At 65.3% G+C, this 18,982-nt stretch carries 17 protein-coding genes; 9 read left to right on the top strand and 8 right to left on the bottom strand.

What is annotated here, in order from left to right; all coding sequences use genetic code 11:
• Nucleotides 1-173: 173 nt before the first annotated feature.
• Nucleotides 174-1,109, bottom strand: coding sequence for a methionyl-tRNA formyltransferase (locus ACIBJI_RS17755; protein WP_364355494.1), 936 nt, complete (start codon nucleotides 1,107-1,109; stop codon nucleotides 174-176).
• A 41-nt stretch (nucleotides 1,110-1,150) separates the two neighbouring features.
• Entirely contained in the window at nucleotides 1,151-2,473 is a 1,323-nt protein-coding gene (locus tag ACIBJI_RS17750; protein WP_364355497.1) for a SidA/IucD/PvdA family monooxygenase, read from the bottom strand.
• Nucleotides 2,474-2,616: 143 nt separating this feature from the next.
• On the opposite strand from ACIBJI_RS17750, the gene ACIBJI_RS17745 reads away from it, so the two are divergent.
• Nucleotides 2,617-3,108, top strand: coding sequence for a hypothetical protein (locus ACIBJI_RS17745; protein WP_364355500.1), 492 nt, complete (start codon nucleotides 2,617-2,619; stop codon nucleotides 3,106-3,108).
• A 123-nt stretch (nucleotides 3,109-3,231) separates the two neighbouring features.
• Nucleotides 3,232-3,933 (top strand): siderophore-interacting protein, encoded by a 702-nt coding sequence (locus ACIBJI_RS17740; RefSeq protein ID WP_364355503.1) that lies wholly within the window; start codon nucleotides 3,232-3,234, stop codon nucleotides 3,931-3,933.
• A gap of 161 nt (nucleotides 3,934-4,094) precedes the next feature.
• Here the strand turns inward: ACIBJI_RS17740 and ACIBJI_RS17735 are convergent, their stop codons facing one another.
• Entirely contained in the window at nucleotides 4,095-4,514 is a 420-nt protein-coding gene (locus ACIBJI_RS17735; protein ID WP_364355506.1) for a MerR family transcriptional regulator, read from the bottom strand.
• A gap of 28 nt (nucleotides 4,515-4,542) precedes the next feature.
• Here ACIBJI_RS17735 and ACIBJI_RS17730 point away from each other — a divergent pair, with 28 nt between their 5' ends.
• Complete coding sequence (locus ACIBJI_RS17730) at nucleotides 4,543-5,232, top strand: methyltransferase domain-containing protein (RefSeq protein ID WP_397084910.1); 690 nt, start codon at nucleotides 4,543-4,545, stop codon at nucleotides 5,230-5,232.
• 84 nt (nucleotides 5,233-5,316) lie between these two features.
• Here the strand turns inward: ACIBJI_RS17730 and ACIBJI_RS17725 are convergent, their stop codons facing one another.
• The 3 genes from ACIBJI_RS17725 to ACIBJI_RS17715 form a co-directional block, all read right to left on the bottom strand.
• Complete coding sequence (locus tag ACIBJI_RS17725) at nucleotides 5,317-7,053, bottom strand: ABC transporter ATP-binding protein (protein ID WP_397084908.1); 1,737 nt, start codon at nucleotides 7,051-7,053, stop codon at nucleotides 5,317-5,319.
• The gene (locus ACIBJI_RS17720) at nucleotides 7,050-8,879 is read right to left on the bottom strand and encodes an ABC transporter ATP-binding protein (protein ID WP_397084906.1); all 1,830 of its coding nucleotides are present in this window, start codon (nucleotides 8,877-8,879) and stop codon (nucleotides 7,050-7,052) included. Before ACIBJI_RS17720 ends, ACIBJI_RS17725 begins: the two co-directional genes overlap by 4 nt.
• 97 nt (nucleotides 8,880-8,976) lie before the next feature.
• Nucleotides 8,977-9,177, bottom strand: a complete 201-nt coding sequence (locus ACIBJI_RS17715; protein WP_397084904.1) for a hypothetical protein — start codon at nucleotides 9,175-9,177, stop codon at nucleotides 8,977-8,979.
• Nucleotides 9,178-9,539: 362 nt separating this feature from the next.
• Between ACIBJI_RS17715 and ACIBJI_RS17710 the strand changes: the two genes are divergently transcribed.
• From ACIBJI_RS17710 to ACIBJI_RS17685, 6 genes are all read left to right on the top strand, one after another.
• A complete protein-coding gene (locus ACIBJI_RS17710; protein WP_364355521.1) occupies nucleotides 9,540-9,734 on the top strand; it encodes a hypothetical protein in 195 nt (64 codons plus the stop codon).
• A 61-nt stretch (nucleotides 9,735-9,795) separates the two neighbouring features.
• A complete protein-coding gene (locus ACIBJI_RS17705) occupies nucleotides 9,796-10,248 on the top strand; it encodes a TIGR03667 family PPOX class F420-dependent oxidoreductase (protein WP_397084902.1) in 453 nt (150 codons plus the stop codon).
• 51 nt (nucleotides 10,249-10,299) lie between these two features.
• Complete coding sequence (locus ACIBJI_RS17700) at nucleotides 10,300-11,235, top strand: RluA family pseudouridine synthase (protein ID WP_397084900.1); 936 nt, start codon at nucleotides 10,300-10,302, stop codon at nucleotides 11,233-11,235.
• Nucleotides 11,236-11,276: 41 nt separating this feature from the next.
• Complete coding sequence (locus ACIBJI_RS17695) at nucleotides 11,277-12,083, top strand: lysostaphin resistance A-like protein (protein ID WP_396957396.1); 807 nt, start codon at nucleotides 11,277-11,279, stop codon at nucleotides 12,081-12,083.
• A gap of 593 nt (nucleotides 12,084-12,676) precedes the next feature.
• Nucleotides 12,677-15,430 carry a hypothetical protein gene (locus tag ACIBJI_RS17690; protein ID WP_397084897.1) on the top strand — a complete coding sequence of 918 codons (2,754 nt, stop codon included), beginning with the start codon at nucleotides 12,677-12,679 and terminating at the stop codon, nucleotides 15,428-15,430.
• Nucleotides 15,431-15,930: 500 nt separating this feature from the next.
• Nucleotides 15,931-16,113, top strand: a complete 183-nt coding sequence (locus tag ACIBJI_RS17685) for a hypothetical protein (RefSeq protein ID WP_396957394.1) — start codon at nucleotides 15,931-15,933, stop codon at nucleotides 16,111-16,113.
• A 91-nt stretch (nucleotides 16,114-16,204) separates the two neighbouring features.
• Here the strand turns inward: ACIBJI_RS17685 and ACIBJI_RS17680 are convergent, their stop codons facing one another.
• Together ACIBJI_RS17680 and ACIBJI_RS17675 are read right to left on the bottom strand one after the other, a co-directional pair.
• Nucleotides 16,205-18,376 (bottom strand): MMPL family transporter, encoded by a 2,172-nt coding sequence (locus ACIBJI_RS17680; RefSeq protein ID WP_396957393.1) that lies wholly within the window; start codon nucleotides 18,374-18,376, stop codon nucleotides 16,205-16,207.
• 41 nt (nucleotides 18,377-18,417) lie between these two features.
• Entirely contained in the window at nucleotides 18,418-18,852 is a 435-nt protein-coding gene (locus tag ACIBJI_RS17675; protein ID WP_396957392.1) for an EXLDI protein, read from the bottom strand.
• Nucleotides 18,853-18,982: the final 130 nt, after the last annotated feature.

The raw sequence follows: 18,982 nt of genomic DNA, 5'->3' as shown, positions 1-18,982 counted from the left end.
TCTTGACTCCTGCGCTCCCGCCGGACGTCCCGGCGCAATGCTCGCGCCAGGCGTCATTCAATCGGCGGCGTACAACACCCCCCGGCTCGCTGCACTGATCTTTGGTTACTTCTGAACGGTCGCTCGATATTAGTGTAGCCTACCCTAACAAGTCTAGGTCGACTCCCCCTGCGTCACTGATCGGTGAGATACCCACCGCGCGTGAAGAATTCCGCGGCCGAATGGTCGGTGCCGTCCTCGGTGCGAATCCGGGTGAGCACCAAGCCGCGATTGCGCCCGCGATGGGCCTCCGGACCACAAACCACCGCGCCGCCACCCTCCTGCACGATCACCCGGCCGGGCGTCCCGCCGTAGCGCGCCTCGGAAACCGCCGCCTCGAGCACCTCGATCCGCTCGCCGCGGTAGTAGGTGAACGCGCGCGGGTACGGCTCGGACAGTGCGCGCACGAAACGCTCCAGATCGACGGCGGACCAGCTCCAGTCGATGCGGCTGTCCCGCTCGGAACGCTTGTGGAAGTAGGTGCGCTCGGATTTGCGCTGCGGCTTCCATTGCGCGGTACCGAATTCCAGGGCGTGCAGCGCTTCCCGCAGCGCGCCTGGGATGAGTTCCATACCGCGCAGCACCAATTCGGTACCGGTATCGGTGGGGCCGATGGGCAATGCGCGTTGCACCAGGATGTCGCCGGTGTCCAAGCCCTCGTCCATCCGATGCACGGTCAGGCCCGTCTCGGACTCGCCGCTGATCAACGCCCACAGCACCGGCGAGAAGCCGGTGAACTTGGGCAGCAGCGAATCGTGCAGGTTAAGGGTGCCGTGCGGAGGCAGGTTGTAGAGTTCGGCGGGCATCCAGGTGTACCAACTGTTCACCACGATGACGTCCGGTTCGGCCCGCTTCACCAGATCGATGGTCTCGGCATCGGCCCGTTCGGTCAGATGCACCGGAATGCGGTGCTCACGGGCGAGGTCCTCGACCGAATCCGACCAGATCCCCTTGTAGGAGTCGGCACTTGCCGGATGGGTGACCGCGAGCACGACCTCGTGTTCCGAATCGATCAGTGCCTGCAGGGTTTTACGGCCCCAGGTCTGGAAGCCGAACGAGACGATGCGCATGAAAACCTCACGTAGATGTATTTGGGGATATCGAGGCCGAGTCAGCCCAGTCGAGGGGCCGCACCCCGTCGCGCACCGACCACCTGACGCGCCGGCGCCGTACGCAATACCCGATCCGAGAGTTCGCCTAAGCAGCTGAGATTCGGGAACCCGGGCCCCTGCGCGATGGCCGCCATATTCGGCAGATAGAGCTTCGCGTCCAGACCGGAAACCGCCAGGTCGTAGCCGATCGAGGCCTCCAGCCTGGCTTGGGTCAACGGACCGCCGACGGCGAGTTCGAGTAGGTCGGCGGCATCGGAATCGAAGAGCTCCAGGAACCACAGCGGCTGCCCGCCGGTCGCGTCGACCACCAGGTCGAAGTTGTGCACTTGATCCGGACGGCGGTCATTGCGCAGCGTCACCGCCACGCCGTCGCCCTGTTCGGCCACCCGCACGACCCGCCCCTGCAGATGGTGCACGCGGTTGTCGCCGATCACGCTCTCCTGCACGCGAACCGAGAAGACGCCGCGGTCGGTGCGCCGGATGACATCGCGGCGCTCGTCCATGCTCAGCGCGTTCCACTTGGTCGGATCGCTGAAGAGCGCGTTCTCGAAATAGCTTTCACCGCGGGTGTAGATGGTGGCTTTGGGCGTGATCACCGAGATGGTCAGCATGTCGTGCCGGACCAACTCGTCCAGCGCCGAACCCGCGGTTTCGCCGCCGCCGATCACCGCGACCCGCGAGGAGACCGGCAGCGCGCGTTTGCCTGCCAGGTTCCAGAACTCGGCGATGCTGAGCACCCGGGGGTGTTCGGCCAGGGCCCGACCGCTGTTGCCCGGACCTGTGATCATCAGTGCGTCCGTATCGATCTGGGTGATCACAGCAGTGTTGTTTCGAGCGACCTGCGAACAGTCGCTAGCGGCGGCGTCGGTCACCGAAACCAACCACCCATCGGCCGCCGCGGCGACCGAATCCACTGTTCCGAGGACCAATTCGAGATCGATCGCGCGGGCCACCCACTGCAGATATTTGGCCCATACGTGGTGGTGCGGGCTCGGGCGGCCGCGGTCGATCCATTCGGCGTAGGTGCCGTGCTCGACCAGGAACGAGGTCCAGCTGTAGGCCATCATCGCCTCGTCGATGGCCCGGTTGTGCCCGCGCGCCCAGGTCGAGTGGTACGGGAACCCGATGTCCTTCTCCGGACTGGTTCCGAGCCGGTGCTGTCCGTCGGTCCAGCCGCCGCTCGGCAGCCAGTTGCCGCCGACGGCATGCGCCTCGACGACGATCACGCGCGGGGCAGCGAGCCCCAATTTCCGCAGGACGTGCGCTTTTGCCGCCACCGCAAGGGCTTTCGGCCCTGCTCCGACCACCAATAGTGTGTCCACGGTTCTCCTGCGTTCGATCCAGGGGCGGGAGCCAGGGTCACCTAACTTCCAACTTTCAGCTTTGCATAGGCTTACCTTATATTGCACTGTAGTGCCAGTCCCGGACCGGCACACTCCCGGCAAACGAACGATTGGATGATCCGATGCTCAGCACCAGAAATAGGCCGGTGGCACGCCTTGCCACCGCGGCCTTCTCGCTCACCGCGGCCGCCATGGTCGGCGCATTCGGCACCGTCGCCACCGTGGCCCCGGCCATCGCCGCGCCCATCGGCGCGCCGATGCGGACCGCCACCCCCGGCCTGGGCGAGTTGAAGGCCAAGCTGCAACTGGTGCTCAACACCGGCGCTTCGCGCTCCGCCCGCGCGGCCGAGCTCGAGGCGGGCGAGGCCGGTCTGAGCCTGGTCGACCAGGTCGGCGGCGCGATGGCCTCGGCCCCGCCGAGCTTCCGCTGGGATGTCCTCGGCCCGGTCAATGTCTCCGGCGATCTGCTCACCGCCCAGCTGACCACCGCCATCGACGGCTGGGACCCCTGGTACTTCGACCTGTCCTGGAAGCAGATCGATGGCACCTGGAAGCTGACCCGCGAGGCCGAATGCACCATCGCGAGCGTCGCGATGCTGCCCTGCAACCTGTAATCGCCTGCGCCACGCGCGAGTTGGCCCCGAGGTAGCTCACCACCCCGGGGCCACACGGCCATTCGGAGTCGTTTCATCGGACACCCCAGGACATCAGAGTATGTTTAGGCTAACCTTAGCTGCATGGGTAGAGGCTTCGAAGGGTTGCTGCTGAAGGCGTGGCGCGCCGAGGATTACCGGCTCACGGTGACTTCGACCGAGTACATCAGCGACAAATACATGCGGCTCGGATTCGATGCCGGCGGACTGCTCACCGATCATCCGGTGCACCCGACGCAATGGGTGCGGCTGTGGATTCCGAATGATGAGCGCGAGCACCAGCGTGGCTACACGCTGGTCGATCCCGATCCGGCCGGGAACAAATTCTCGATCGAATTCGCGGTGCACCACGGGCCCGCCTCGATGTGGGCGCAGCAGGCGGCCGTCGGCGACCAGATCGACGTCTCGGTGCTCGGCTCGGATTTCCAACTGCCCGAGCCACTCCCGAGCGAGTTCGTCATCTTCGGCGATACCGCATCGCTGCCCGCCATCAATTCGCTGCTCGACGCGATCGGCGATGTGCCTGCCCGGGTCTGGCTGGAATGGCAATACGAATCCGATACCGGGCTCCCGGTGCGCAATAAGCCGCACCACCAGGTGAAATGGGTGCAGCGGATCGATAACGGTCGATTGCTGCGCGAGCAGGCCAACGAAATGCAGTGCCCGAACGACGCTTTCGCCTGGGTCGCGTGTGACGGCCACACCACGCGTTCGATCGTCAAGGCGCTGAAGACCACCCACGGGCTGCCGAAAACCGCCATCAAATACCGCGCTTATTGGAAGTAGTCATCCTCGGGGATGACACCGGACTCGTATCCGATCCGGCGAGCCGTGGCTTCGTCGTACTCGCCATCGACCATCTCTACGAGGTGGCGGTCACCGAACTCGCGAATGGCACCGTCGCGAGCGGCCGCCGGTCACCCGAATATCCACCGCGTGCCCATCCCTTAGAGCGCATCTGGGAACTCGGGGTTCGGTGGCAGGCTGCTCGCCGAGGGCAGCAGTCGATCAGCCAAAAGTCCCTGGAATCGCGGGCAGGTCATGATGTCGTCGTACGGGCATTCGCCCTCGAGCATGTCGAGTGCGGCCTGCGCCCGGGCAATCCGTGCCAGCAGCCGCTCGCGGTGGCGGACCGTCACCTCATGACGGGCCGGTGCGGACCGAGCGGCCAGCATCGTGCGGATATCGGCGAGTCCGAAGCCCGCCTCCTTCGAGATCAGGATCGCCGCCACCCGGTGCAGATCCGCGTCGGTGTAGCGGCGACGGACACCCGCGCGGGCCGGTGTCAGCAGTCCTTCGGCCTCCCAATATCGCAGCACGTGTGTCGGCAAGCCGAACTGAGCCGCCACCTCGCCGATTGACTTCATGTCGACATTAAGTCGCACAATGGCGGCCATGTCCACATTGCTCACTCTGCTCGACACCTTCGATGACCTACCCCAGGTCCGTAACCTGCGAGAACACACCTACGAAGGGCTTGGCGACACCGTTGTCGACGTCGGCTGCGGGAGCGGACGCGCCGTCGGCGAGTTGGCTGCCCGCCGAGTGCGGGCCATCGGCGTCGACCTGGACCCCGCCATGATCGAGATCGCCAGCGAGCGCTGGCCCACAGGTGAGTTCCATATCGCCGACGCCACCGCGTTGCCTCTCGATGACGGCTCGGTCACCGGCTACCGCGCCGACAAGGTCCTGCACACCCTCGACGAGCCCGAGCGAGCCCTCGTCGAGGCCCGCCGGGTCCTGGCCGGCAACGGTCGCGCGGTGCTCATCGGCCAGGACTGGGACACCTTCGTGATCGACTCCGACGAGCCCGAACTCACCCGCACGCTGGTCCACGCTCGCGCGGACGGTATGCCCAACCCGCGAGTCGCCCGCCGATACCGGAACCTCCTGCTGGACAACGGGTTCGTCGAGGTTACCGTCGCTGTCCACACGATCGTGTGGACAGATGCCACGGCCCTGCCGGTGCTCGCCAGCATCGCAGGAGAAGGCACGTGGCTCGAAGACCAAGCCACCAGGGCACGCAACGATCGGCTGTTCGTCGCCGTCCCTATCGTTCTCGCCTCTGGGAGGCGCGGCGATTGAGAACCAGTTCGCCGTCGTCGGCGAAATGGCCTGCCATATCGGGACCCCACCCAGCCATCACCGGAGCAGCCAGTTACGAATTCGCTAGACCGGCGCGGGCTCCAATCGCCAACCGGTGGCTCGCGACCGCTCGTTCCAGAAGTCGGCATAGCGGCCGTCGAGCGCCAAAAGTTCGGCGTGCGTGCCACGTTCGACGATCCGACCACCATCCAGGAACAGAATCTGATCGGCATGCGCGATGGTGGCCAGCCGATGCGCGACGACGATTACCGTTTTATCCCTGCTGAGTTCGTGCATCCCGCGCACCACGACCGCCTCGCTGTGCGGATCCAGCGCACTGGTCGCCTCGTCGAGCAGCACGATCGGCGCATCCTTCAGCAGCGCGCGGGCGATCGAAACCCGTTGCCGCTCACCACCGGATAGCGTCGCGCCGCCCTCACCGACCGCCGTGTCGTAGCCGTCGGGCAGCCGCTCGACGATCTCGTCCACCCTGGCCGCCTCGGCCGCGCGCTGCAGTTCGGCGTCGGTGGCATCGGGGCGGCCGATCCGAATATTGTCCGCCACCGACTGATTGAACAGATAGACGTTCTGGAAGACGAGTGAGAGCTGGTCCAGCAGTGTCTCCGACGGTTGCTCGCGCACATCGTGTTCGCCGACCACGACCCGGCCCGCCTCGACATCGTAGAAACGTGCGGCGAGCCGCAGCAGCGTTGTCTTGCCCGCGCCGCTCGGCCCGACGATGGCGGTGGTGGTCCCGGCGGGCACCTCGAAGCTCAGCTGCGACAACACCGGGTCACCCGGCCGGTAGCCGAAGGAGACATTGTCGAAAACAACGGATGGCGCACCCGGCGTCACCGACGACTTCGCCTCGGGCAGTACGGGTTCGGCGAGCAGTCCGGTGACCCGGTCGGCGGCCGCCGCGGCCGACCGCAGCGCATTGCCCAGCTGCGCGGCCTGGTTCAGCGGTTCGATGAACCGGGAGCTCACCGCGATGAGCGCGATCGCGGCTGCCGCCGAAACGGCGCCGTCGGTAACCCGGCCCACCGCGATGTAGACCAGCACCAGGAACACGGCCTGCACGAACAGCGCGAATACGATCAGACCGGGCACCGATGCGAACATCAATCGGGTAATCGCCGAACGTTGTTGTGCCAGTGCGCTATCGAGTGCACGGTTACCTGGTCCCACCGCGCCGAAGGCTCGCAACACCGGCTGCGCCTGGGCGAATTCCACCACCCGCGAATCGGCTTCGGCCGCCGTCTCGTGCATCCGCGCGTCGGAGCGGGTGTAGGCACGATTGGCCAGTCCATTGACCACGAATAACACCGGTGCGGCGAGCAGCATGGCCAGCGAGATCCGCCAGTCGATGAACAGCATGCCGACCGCGACACCGAGCGGAACCACGATGCTGGTCAGCACCTTGGTCAGCAGATACGCGATGAGGCCCTGGATCTCGCGTACATTCTCGACCACGATCCGCGAGAGCGGTCCAGCACTGTGCGTCTCGAACCAGCCGAGCGGCAAGGCATTCAGATGATCGCCGAGCCTGGTCTGCAGTCCGCGCTGCATGCCGACTCCGATGCGCAGACCGATTACGGCCTGCAGATATCCGAAGACAACGACCCCGGCGACCGCGACCAACATCCACAGCGCCCAGAACCAGGCGCGGCCGAGATCGTTGTCGAACAATGCCTCCAACACCGGCACCAACAGCAGATATGCCACGGCCTGACTCAACGCCTGGGCGATGATGGCCGCCAACAGTTTCGGCGTCAGGTGGGTGAACTCCGCCGGAATCAGCCCGAGCACCTTGCGAATCATCGTGTCACCTCGACATTTTCGATCAGCGCGAGCGCGCCGAGAGCCGCCTCGTTGATTTCCCAGAGCCGCTGATAGGTACCGCCCGCATCGCGCAGACGGGCATGATCCCCCTGCTCGACCAGGGATCCGTTCGCCAGCACGAGAATTTGATCGACACCGGTGATGGTGTGCAGCCGATGCGCGATCACGAGCACCGTCCGACCCGCGACCAGCGCTGCGAGCGCATCCTGCACAGCCGCCTCGGATTCCGGATCCGCGAAGGCGGTCGCTTCGTCGAGGACCAGCACCGGGGTATCCGCGAGCAGCGCGCGGGCAATCGAAAGTCGTTGTGCCTCACCGCCAGATAGCGTCGCATCGACGCCGATCTCGGAGTCATAACCACGCGGCAGCGCCAGAATTCGGTCGTGGATCTGGGCCGCCCGCGCCGCCTGCTCCAGCGCGGCATTATCGGCATCGGGGCGGGCCAGCCGCAGGTTCTCGCGAATGCTGCCGCGGATCATGCGCACATCCTGGAAGACGAATCCGACAGTGCGGTAGAGCTCCTCGGTCGAGAAATCGCGAATATCGCGGCCCGAAATGGTGATTCGCCCGGCGCCGACGTCGTAGCAGCGCGGCAGCAGCTTCGCGAGCGTCGACTTACCCGACCCGCTCGGCCCGACCAGCGCGGTAATCGTGCCCGACCGCAGTTCGAGGTCGATCTCGCGCAGCACCTGATGATCCGCGCGATAGCCGAAGCTCACGCCCTCGAACCGCACCACACCCGCGGTCACCGGTTCGGGAGCCGAAGTTGCCTCGGGCACAGTCAATTCGGGCGTCTGCTGCAGTTCGTACAGTCGCACCGCGGCCGCACCAGCGGCCCGCAGTGCCTGAGATCCGTACCCGAGACCGAGCAGTGCACTACCCAGACCGAGGCCGACGAGCAAGAACGGCAATACATCCAGTGGCGCGACCCAATCCAGCCCCACCGCGGTGAGCCCCGCGATCACCACCACAAGCATCACGGATACCGGCATGACCACGATGTCGGAGGCCGACTGGATGCGAATGATCGGCATCTTCAACCGATTCAGGCTATCGGCCTGGCCGTCCACCGCCTCCTGGAATACCGTGTGCGCCTTACCCGCTTGCCCGAATGCCCGCACCACCTGGATGCCGTCGACGAATTCGATGGTGGCGTCCTGGGTTCGGCGTTCCCAGCGGGTATAGACGGCCATGCGATCGCGGCCTTCCTGGTCCATCATCCGGCTGAACAACACCATGTAGGCGATCAGCGGAATCAGCAGTGCCAGCGTGAGTCGCCAGTCGACGGTGATGAGGTAGCCGAGGGTGACCAGCGGCACGGTGAGCGCGCCGACGAACTCCAGTCGCGCATGCGCGACCAGATAGTGCAGCGCCTCGACATCGTCCTGCAGATACTTCTTCACCTCGCCGGAGGACCGCTCATCGAACCAGCCGAGCGGCACCCTGGTCAGCTTGGCCGCCAATAGTCGACGCAGCGTCAGCTGGTATCCGGCGTCGACCAGATGCGACCAGGTCAGCGCCGCCGCCTGCAGCAGCCCGCGCGCGAGGAGCACCAGCACGGCGATCAGCAGCAGTCGCCACACCCGATCGGTATCCACCTGGTCGGCGAGCAGTTCCCGGCAGGCCGCGACAATCAGCACGAACGGCACCACGGTGCCGACCGAGGCAATGGCCACGATGATGCTGGCGAGCGTCAATGTGGCGCGCACGGGCGCAAGGATCTCCTTGCGCGCCGCGGTTTCCTGCCGCTTTCGCGCCTTCAGCACCGTCTTCGGCGGCCGGTTTCCGGTTTCCTCCACCGTCATCTGCCTTGCCCCTCTCGCCCCTTCGCGGAGCCTCTTGCCGGAATCGGCACCCATCCTCACACAAGATGGGCCGAGAAGATAGGTTAGGCTAAGTTATCTAGTGGTGGTTCCAGCCGAGGTCACGTCCGATCAGCTTCTCGTTCCACGGGCGATAGAACTCGCGTAGCCGGGCCAGCGGGCCACCGCATTGACGTACACGCCGGTGCCGAGCATCGGCACGGATGGCAGCGCGGTCGGTGGCGGCGGCGCGGAGACCACTGAACCCGGCTGTCGAGACACAGACGACGATGCACCCCATCTAGGCGACTTCACTAGACCGCCAACAAGGGATGCGCCAGCCACCGCTGCTCAGCGGTCGAAATCCCGCACCGGGCAGGACACTTGCCGACGAGCTCGATGCGAAGCTCGCACGGTGGGATCTCGCCGCCGGCGCCGATTTCCACGGACACGAGCGGTGGTGAGAAGCGACCGGATCGGATGCTGCGGGAAACCACCCACTACTCAATACCGAATGACCGGTTCTCATAGCGCACTTGGCAACACATTTTCGACGTGCCGGGGAAGCCTGTGTGAACGGCCGACTTTCCCAGCAACTTTCGCGCACGAGCATTACTAGCTTTGGCATCTACACAGATTGCGACTGCGGTTGGAGTTGTGAAAATGTTTGTCACGACAATTATTTCGAATTTCGGCGATTGCTACCGCGACCCCGGCACCTTGTCCGAAGTGCAGGCGCACCGGGCGATGCAGGTGCACTTGTATTGCAGCGTGGACAGCTGCAAGGTCCGCCGCCGCGCCAGGCAGACGCTCGTCGAGTCCCGGCGAATGGTGCTGGACGAACGTGCCGAGCCGTAGTCGCCGTGGCACATCTGCGCCGACGCGGAATCGACTGCACCGCGTCGGCGTTGCGACAGCTATGACCACCACCGAACCCGATCGCTCCGCCACGCCCGTCGTCGACACCGGCACCGCATTCGGTGCCAGGGTCGCCGCCCGCCTGGAACGCGAGAATGTCATCTGGCTGAACACTGTCGGCCGCAGCGGAACACCGCAGCCGAATCCGGTGTGGTTCCAATGGCGCGACGGCGAATTCCTGATCTTCAGCCAGGCCGATAAGTCGAAGTTGCGCAATATCGCCCGCAATCCACGGGTGTCGCTACATCTCAACAGCACCGAGACCGGCGGCGACGTGGTGATTCTCACCGGCACCGCGCGCATCGACGAAGCCGGGCCCACCCCGGCGGAAGTCGCCGCGTTCACCGAGAAATACACCGAGGGACTCGCCTCGCTTCCGATGACCGAGGAACAGTTCCACGCCGAATACTCGGTCGCGGTGCGCGTCACGCCGGATCGGCTGCGTGGATTCTGAGCCCGACCCGGCCGTGAGCTGGGGCTTCGTCGCCGACTAAGGTCATCGGTGATGAGACGCAGGCAGCAGCCGCCGTTGCCCAAGCGGCACGGCCTGGATCCGGCCCGGCTCCGCCTGCCGGAGCAGGGCGATTGGGCGACCATTCGCGACCATTTGGTGGACCGGCTGCCTCGCGTCCCCGCCACGCGGATCGATGAACTGCTGGATGCGGGCGGAATCGTCGATCTATCCGGTCCGGTCGCGCCGGACGCGCCGTATGTGCCGGGCGGCGCGGTCTGGTTCCATCGCGACCTACCGGACGAGACCGAAGTGCCGTTCGATATCCCGATCGTCTACCGCGACGACGATCTGCTCGTCGTCGACAAGCCGCATTTCCTGGCGACGATTCCGCGTGGCCAGCACATCCTGCAGACGGCGTTGGTGCGGCTACGTCGCCAACTCGACCTACCCGATCTGATTCCGGCGCACCGACTCGACCGCGTCACGGCGGGGCTGGTGCTCTTCGTGATCAATCCGGCCCGGCGTGGGGCCTATCAGACGATGTTCCACAAGCGCACGGTGCGCAAGGAGTACGAGGCCATCGCCCCATTCGATCCGGAGCTGACGCTGCCGCGCACGGTACGCAGCCGGATCATCAAGGAGAAGCAGGTGCTCGCCGCACAGGAGGTGGCTGGCGAGCCCAATGCGGAGACCTGGATCGAGTTGCTGGAGCAGCGCGACGGACTAGGTCGCTACCGGCTACGGCCACTGACCGGGCGCACCCATCAGCTGCGGCTACATATGAATGGGCTGGGCATTCCGATCCTCGGCGACGACTTCTACCCGGTACTCACCGACAAGTCTGTGCACGACTTCACTCGGCCCCTGCAACTGCTGGCCACATCGCTCGAATTCACCGACCCGGTCAGCGGCGAACCGCGCCGGTTCGACAGTGCTCGGACGCTGCAGGCATGGGCGGATCCGCAGGGTTGGCGAGGTCGGAATTAACGCCGACGGTGCGTAGCGCGAAACAAGCTACGACCATGTTGATGACGCAAACCCCCGAAGCCGAACCCGTCGCGCCAGTTGCGGGCATCCGTAAACTGGGCCGGGTGCTTCAACAGGACCTCGACGAAGCGGCACCGCCCCGCCACAAACTGCACGCCTATCTCGACGTGGCCGTTGTGGTGATCGTCCTGGCCGGCACGAATCTGATCGCCCACTTCACCACCGCATGGGCGAGCATCCTTACCGTTCCGATCGCCGCTGTGGCGTTGCTCGCGCTCATGCGCCGACGCGGACTCGGCTGGGCCGAACTCGGACTCTCACCGCGGCACTGGCGACGCAGCACGCTCTGGGCGCTCGGTGCGGCCGGCTTGGTGCTCGCCGTGGTCGCGATCGGGGCGCTGCTGCCGATCACCCGGCAGTTCTTCCTCGCCGACCGCTACGCCACCATCTCCGGCGCACTCATCGCATCGATGATCGTCATCCCGCTGCAGACCGCGATTCCGGAAGAACTTGCCTTCCGCGGCGTCCTGCACGGCACGCTCGACCGCGTCTACGGCGTCCGCGGCGTCTTCGCGGCGGGCTCGCTGCTGTTCGGCCTCTGGCATATCGCCTCCTCGCTCGGACTGACTGCCAGCAACCGCGGCCTGACCGGCTTCATCGGCGGTGGCACGGCCGGTCAGATCATCGGCGTCCTGCTCGCCGTTTTCGCCACCGCCGCCGCGGGCGTCGTCTTCACCTGGCTGCGCCGCCGCAGCGGCAGCCTCCTGGCCCCCATCGCGCTACATTGGTCGGTCAATGGCGCAGGCGCATTGGCCGCCGCCATCGTTTGGCACACCACCCTCACCTGAACCCGGATCGAGCGTAAATTCCGAGCATGCCCCTCGGACACCTCGGCATCAACGTCGCCGTCTCACTGCGGCCCGATCCTATTACGACGAGCTGACGCCGCTGCTCGACTACGCGCCGCTGCTCAGTGCGGCCGACCAATTCGCCTACTTGCCCGCCGACAACAGGCCCGGCACGTATATCTTCTTCTACCCCCGACGTCCCCAGCTACGTGCGCACCGCTCCCGGCCTGCAATACATCGCCTTCATGGTCCATACCCGAGCTGCTGTCGACCGCGTACACGCGTGGGCCACCACCCGAGGCGACGAAATCATCCACGCCCCACAAGAATTCCCCCCGTATCGGCCCCCGTACTACGCCCCTTCCTGGACCGGCCCCGATGGCCTCGTGCTCGAGGCGGTCTGCCACACGAACGCATGACGCCGTAGGACGACAGGGCGTCCGATTCGCGCATTTGTTCGAGTTTTCGGAGTGCGCAGCATTGACCTCGGACGGGTAGCGGTTTAATCTCGGTGCGATCACACATATGTTCGAGCATGTAGGTCTGCGTCGGTATGACACCTGCTATGACACCTGCTCCTGGGAAGGCTCGCGATGCGCGACAAACAGTCGACCGGTAGGTCCGAGATTGCCGCATTGGCCGAGCGGGTCGCGAATGCGCGGGGTCGGTTGCCGCTGCAGGATGACGCGGCGCTGGTGCAGGCGTTATCGGATGCCGAGATCGATGCGGAACGTGAACTCGCGCAATGGGTTCGGACGCAACGACGGGGACAGCGGAAACGGGCGGTCCAGGACGAACTCGCGGCGGAGAAGCGTAACCGGCGGACCATGTCCGCCATCCAGCGCGCCGATGACGCGGACGCGCGCTGGCATCGGCGGGCGCTCGCGGCGCGACGGCGGGTCTCGAATCAGGATGCGCGCCTCGCCCAGTTGTACCGCCGGGCCGAATGGTCCTCGCGCGCATTGATCGCCGTCGTGGTGCTCGGCATGGTGTGGGCCGGGGTGAATGTGCAGCACAACCTGGTGCCCAGCGGGAATATGGCAGATCCCCTGTACTGGTTGAGCTATGGCATCGAGGCGATGATCTCGATCCCGATCATCACCATCATGGTGGCCGCGACCACGGCCGCCCGCTGGGGCCGCGAACTCGACCGCGGCAAGGTCGTCTTCTTCGAAACCGCGCTGCTCGGCACGACCATCGCGCTCAACGCGGGCCCGCATCTGGCTGCCGGATCCTTCGGCCAGGCCGCCGAATACGCGATCGCCCCGGTCATGGTCGGCGTCGTTATCTGGTTGCACGCCTGGGTTTCCGCGCGTTACGCCCTGCTCATCGACAGCGTTCCGATGGTCGAGGACGAACCCGACCTGCCGCCCCGGCATCGGGTCACCACCGAACGCGGCGCACCTGTCGACACCTTCCGCGACGAACCCACCGACCGTCGAGAACTGCTCGCCGCCAAGGGTTTCGATCCCCTGCTCGACCAAGCCGGCGTCCGCTTCCCGGTCGATATCGATCCCCACGTCGCCGAGGCGGCGATGCGCGCCGCCCAACCCGACACGGTTCCCGTCTCACGCCTCGATTGCACGGAAACCCTGGTGTACCACGCGCAAAGCACGCGCTCGACCAACGGCCGTCTCACCCAACCGATCCCGAGCGAGGACTACCGGTCCAGGCACTCAGCGCATGGGTCGGATTCGATCCATGACACCGCGCGCACCTTTACCGACGCCAACGGCACACGGCCTGCGCATGCATCGGCCGCTGCCGCGAACACCTTCGACGAAAACGCATTGCACGCCGCCGAAGTCGATCAGCACATTGCACCCGGTGCCGCCGCGAGCGCCAGCCAGCGCTCGCCTCATGGCACCGTGCGTGTCCAGTCAGCGACGGCACAGGTACCCGCTCGCGACGCGCACACGAGCGTTACCCCAGCCGGATTCGATTCAGCGACCGCGGCGACGGCTGCCGACGCGCGTATTGCCCCTGGTGCCACCAGATTCGAGTCCGATACCGCACCTGCTACCACTGCCGATGAGCACACGACTTCCGCCGCCACAGGTTTCGCCCCCCAGACGGCTGCACCGAATGCTGTCAGCACACGCAACGAGCACACGGCCGTTGCCGACACCGCATTCGCCTCCCAGACCGCTGCCGATGAGCGCACAGCTTTCGCTGCCGCAGGCTTCGCCCCCCAGACGGCTGCACCGAATGCTGTCAGCATGCGCGACGAGCACACGACTGTTGCCGCAACCGGATTCGATTCCCAAGCTGCGGTGACTGCTATCGATGAGCGCGCGGCTGCCGCCGATATCGCTACCACGTCCGCGGCTAATGCTTCCGCTGGCGACGAGGTCACGGCCTCCGAGAAAAGCGGCGGCGATGCCCGGACGGCACCTGTGACCGCCGATCACGCGGCTTTTTCTGCCTCAGGCATCGACGTCCGGACCGCGACGGCGGCTGACTCCAGTACTGAGCGGGAGCGCACGCCCCCCGGTGCCACAGGCTTCGAGCGCGATACAACAACAACAGCTTCCGTTCGCGATGAGCGTTCCACTCGCGACGCGAGCACGACAGCTATTGGCGCAGAGGTCGAATCGCAGAAGGCCGCAACACGCCCCGCAGCGCAATCGCAGCTGAGCATCTTCGATACGGCGACTGTCGAGCCAGCACTGCAATCCAGTGATGACACCGCCCACACACCACGGGGCCGCGCACAGGCCGACAAGAGTCGCGCCACGGTTTCACGCACCGCGGCGACAGCAGGCACGGGCACGGGCACGGGCACGGGCACGGGCACGGGCACGGTAGCTGACACTCCCCGCCCCACGAAGTCCAGCATTCGCACCGAAACCCCCACGCGCACAAGTTCACCCGCCGATCCCCAGGGTGCCGCCCGTAGTTCCGTGGCACCCACCCCGGCCGAACGAATCACGCGAGCAATGGAGGTTCCCCTCCCTTCGAGCGCGGGCAACACCGCAACAGATCCCCAGGCGCAGACCGCAGAGGACGAGGCCGAGGTCAGGAAACTCGTTCCGGATGAAGCACCGCGCCGCACCACCAGCGAGGTGATCAGCGAAGTCGTGCAATCACTTTCGGCGGAGGACCTGCTGACCGAGAACCTCGGCTCCGAGAGCGATGATGTCGAGGTATGGTCGGTCGCCCGCGCGATCGCGGGCCGCGGCCTCTCGGTCATCCCGGTGGAACAACTCGCCGAAATCCTCATGCTCGCCGACCAATCATGGACCCCGACCAGCATCGGCGCAGAAGTCGGCCTCTCCCGCACCGCCATCGCCCAAGTCTTGGAATTCGCCCGACGAGTCCGCCGCCCCTACGCGATCAGCAGCTAGCGAGACCCCGCCGCCGCGACCTCGGCGGCGGGTTCGAGCACGTATGCGTGAACGGTGCCCCCGTCGGTAGCGACCGTTCGCGACATGTCGCCTGTCGACACTGCGGGATATTGCGTGTCAACGAAATCACCGATAGCGGCCGATTAAGCACTGCGGCAGACTCGATACCGTCGCCGCCGAGCGCAAGGATCTGCTCGTGTGAGCGCATTGCGGCAGCGCACATTCCGCGACGGCGAGCGAGCAGCGGGTGGTCCGGGGGACTTGGCCTGGCTGTCACATTGACCGAAATGCAGGTGCTCGGGACCCGCGAGATGTCGGACCTCAACTAATTAGCTGACCCACCATCTGGCCGACTGGACTTTCACCGACGTCCGACCCCACCTCACCGCAAACGAACTGATCGGTGAGATACGCGACGAAATCGACCGGCTGAACGAGCGACCGAACTCGACCGGCCGATGCCTCGCCGCACCGACTGGCCGCAGATCCGTGTCGCGGTCATGGCTCGACTGATACGCGCGAAATTCGACCAGCACCCCGAGATCGCCGCCGTCCTTCTCGGCACCGCACCGATCCGATACTCCGACTCGACGTCACCGCACTGGGACGAGCGGGGCCGCGACTGGACCGGTCGACTCCTGGAACTGACCCGTTCCGAGCTGGTAATCATCAGCAATGCATGAGACGAAAGGCCGTCCGACTTGGATATCCCAAGTCGGACGGCCCTGTTCACTCAACGGCTGAACTACCGGCGTTCCCCGGTAGACGCTGCCCCTAGTTGTTGTACGTATCCGAGTACGCGTACTGATCCGAGCGCGCATCCTGCGATTGCCCCTCGGACGCACCCTTCGAATCCCGGTCTCCATGCCCCGGCCACCAGGCCCGGTGCCCGATCAGCGCCGTCACCGCCGGGGTGAAGAACATCGCCATGACGAATGCGGCGATCGCGATGCCCACCGAGATCGCAAAGCCCATCTGCGACAGCACATTATTGCCGGCCAGCATCATCGAGGCGAAGGTGCCCGCCAGGATCACACCGGCCGCGGCGACCGTCGGACCGGTATGCCGAACCGCGAGGGCCGCAGCCTGTTTCGGCTCGTTTCCGGCCCGCGCCTCCTCACGCAAGCGAGCGACCATCAGAATGTTGTAGTCGGTACCGAGGGCGACCACGAACAGGTACATGATCACCGGCAGGGTGAAGATCAGTCCGGAATTGCCCTGGAGGTGCTGGAAAACCAGTACCGCGGCACCGAGCGTCGCGGCGAAGCCGAGGAAGACCGAGACCATCAGGTACCACGGTGCCACCAGACTGCGCAGCAGCAGCGCGAGCACGATCATGATCAGAATCGCCGCCACCGGGAACACGATCTTGTAGTCGTGGACCATCGCGTCCTGGAAGTCGACGTACACCGACGAGATGCCACCCACCACAGCGGTAGTGCCCGTGGGTGCCGACGAATGCGCGGCCGCACGCAGCGGATCACGCACCGTATCGAGCGCGGCATCCGATTCGGGCGCACCAATGAGGGTCACCTGGAAGTCGGCGGCCAGTCGGTCACTCGATACCGTCGGCGCGCCGACCTGACTCACACCCGGCACCGCCGCGAGCACGGCACGGTAGGCGGTGAGCTGGTCATCGTCGAGCGGTGCGCCGGTGTCCGAACGCAACAGCACTTCGGACGGTTGGGTCGCCCCGGCGGGCATCCCCTTGAGCAATTCCTTGTTGTAGACCGTCGATTCGGAGGAATCCGAGGTCGAGCCCGAGCTCAGATCGAACGTCGGATGGAAGCCGAACGCCAACACCCCGAGGGCCACCAGTAGCCCACCGGATACCGCCGCGAACGCACCGGGCCGCCGCCCCATCGCCGCGCCGGCCGCGCTGAAGCGCGCACCTTTCGGCTCCTGCTGCCACGCCTTGGACGGCCAGAACACCTTGGTGCCCAACAGCGAAACCACGGCGGGCACCAGCGTCAGCCCGGCCAGCAGCGCCACCGCGACGGCGATGGCCAGCGCGGGACCGAGCGCACGGAACATGCCGAGCGTCGACAGGGTCAGCGCCATGAATGCGATGATCACCGCACCCGCCGCCGAGGTGATCGCCTCGCCGACCTTGGTGACCGCACTGACCATCGCGGTCTTCGGATCCTCGCCGGCCCGCAGTCGCTCCCGGTACCGGAACATCAGGAACAGGATGTAGTCGGTGCCGACACCGAAAAGCACCACCAGCAGAATGGAATTCACCGAACTGTCGACCTTCAGATCGAAGGCCTTGCTGACCATCGCGATCAGGCCGCCGACAGTGCTGGAGATCGCGCCGATCACGACGATCGGCAGTAGCGCGATCACCGGACTGCGGAAAATGATCAGCAACAGCACCAGAATCAGCACCACTGTCGCGATACCGATAATGGCCATACCCTTTTCACCGGACTCGGTCTGATCCAGCATCTGCGCCGCTTGACCGGTGACGCCCGCCTTCAGATCCGTGCCCTGCACCTGATCCCGCAATGCGTCTCGCAGTTTCTCGACCGCATCGCTCTGCGTCGTATCGCCCGCATTGGTCACCTTCGTCATCTGCACGGCGGCGATCTGCACCAAGCGGTTCTCCGAGGCCGGAACGGCCTGGATGCCGATGACATCCTTGATTCTGTCGCCATTGAGCTTCGACGCGATTGCCGTCACGCTCGCCGAATCGGCCTCGGTTAGCGGTGCGCCGTCCGCGCGGACGAAGACCAGTAGCGCTGCGGGGGCCTGCTGCTGTGGAAATGCCTGCTGCTGCAATTGCATTGCCTGAATCGACTCGTAATGCGATGGCAGGAATTCGGATTGGTCGGTGGTCGATTTCAGTTGCGGCGCCGAGGCCACCACCGCGATCACGATGAACAGCCAAAGACCGATCACCTTCCACGGGTTGTGCACAACGATCGCGCCCAGTCGAGCGAACATGTGGGAGAAGTCCTTTCGAGGTCCGAACGAGCGGACCGGTCTCAGATGTCGAGTTCGTCGATCTTCGGACTCGTCGCGGTGTCGACGAGTTCGCGGTAGATGCGGGCCGGAACCCGCCCGGCGAGTTCCTCGACCGAGTCGACGATGTCCACCGTGTAGTCGCCCCAGGTCTGGTCGTCGACGTCGAAGATCTCGCGCCAGTTCTTCAGATCCCTGGTCCAATTCGTGAATGCGAAGTCCATCCAGTCGGCCTGCTGCCGGTGCACCACGTATTTGCCCTTGCGGCTCAGGTAGACCCGGATCACCGCGAGGCCCGACTTGGTGAATTCCCGTGCCTCACCGAGCTTTCGCCCGACGAAACGCTGCCTGTGCAGGCCGCCGGGACCGGTTTTGAGCAGCACATCGCGCATATCCGATGCGCTCTTATCAATATTGACCGTGACAGTGTCGGCCGGTGTGTGCGGATCCGCGTTCATGATTCCCCGTCCCATTAATAGATATGCAATAAAGCATGAGATCTACGCCAGCGGACCCCGATTCGGTCCGCTGCGATGAGTTGATCTGCTGTTTTCCGGTCCCCTCGAGCAGGCTCGTCAGCTTCCGTCG

The sequence above is a fragment of the Nocardia sp. NPDC050408 genome, assembly GCF_044458905.1.
In the GTDB taxonomy this organism is placed as follows: Bacteria; Actinomycetota; Actinomycetes; order Mycobacteriales; family Mycobacteriaceae; genus Nocardia.
The sequence above is the reverse complement of the archived record's forward strand: the minus strand, read 5'-3'. Positions and strand labels throughout refer to the sequence as shown.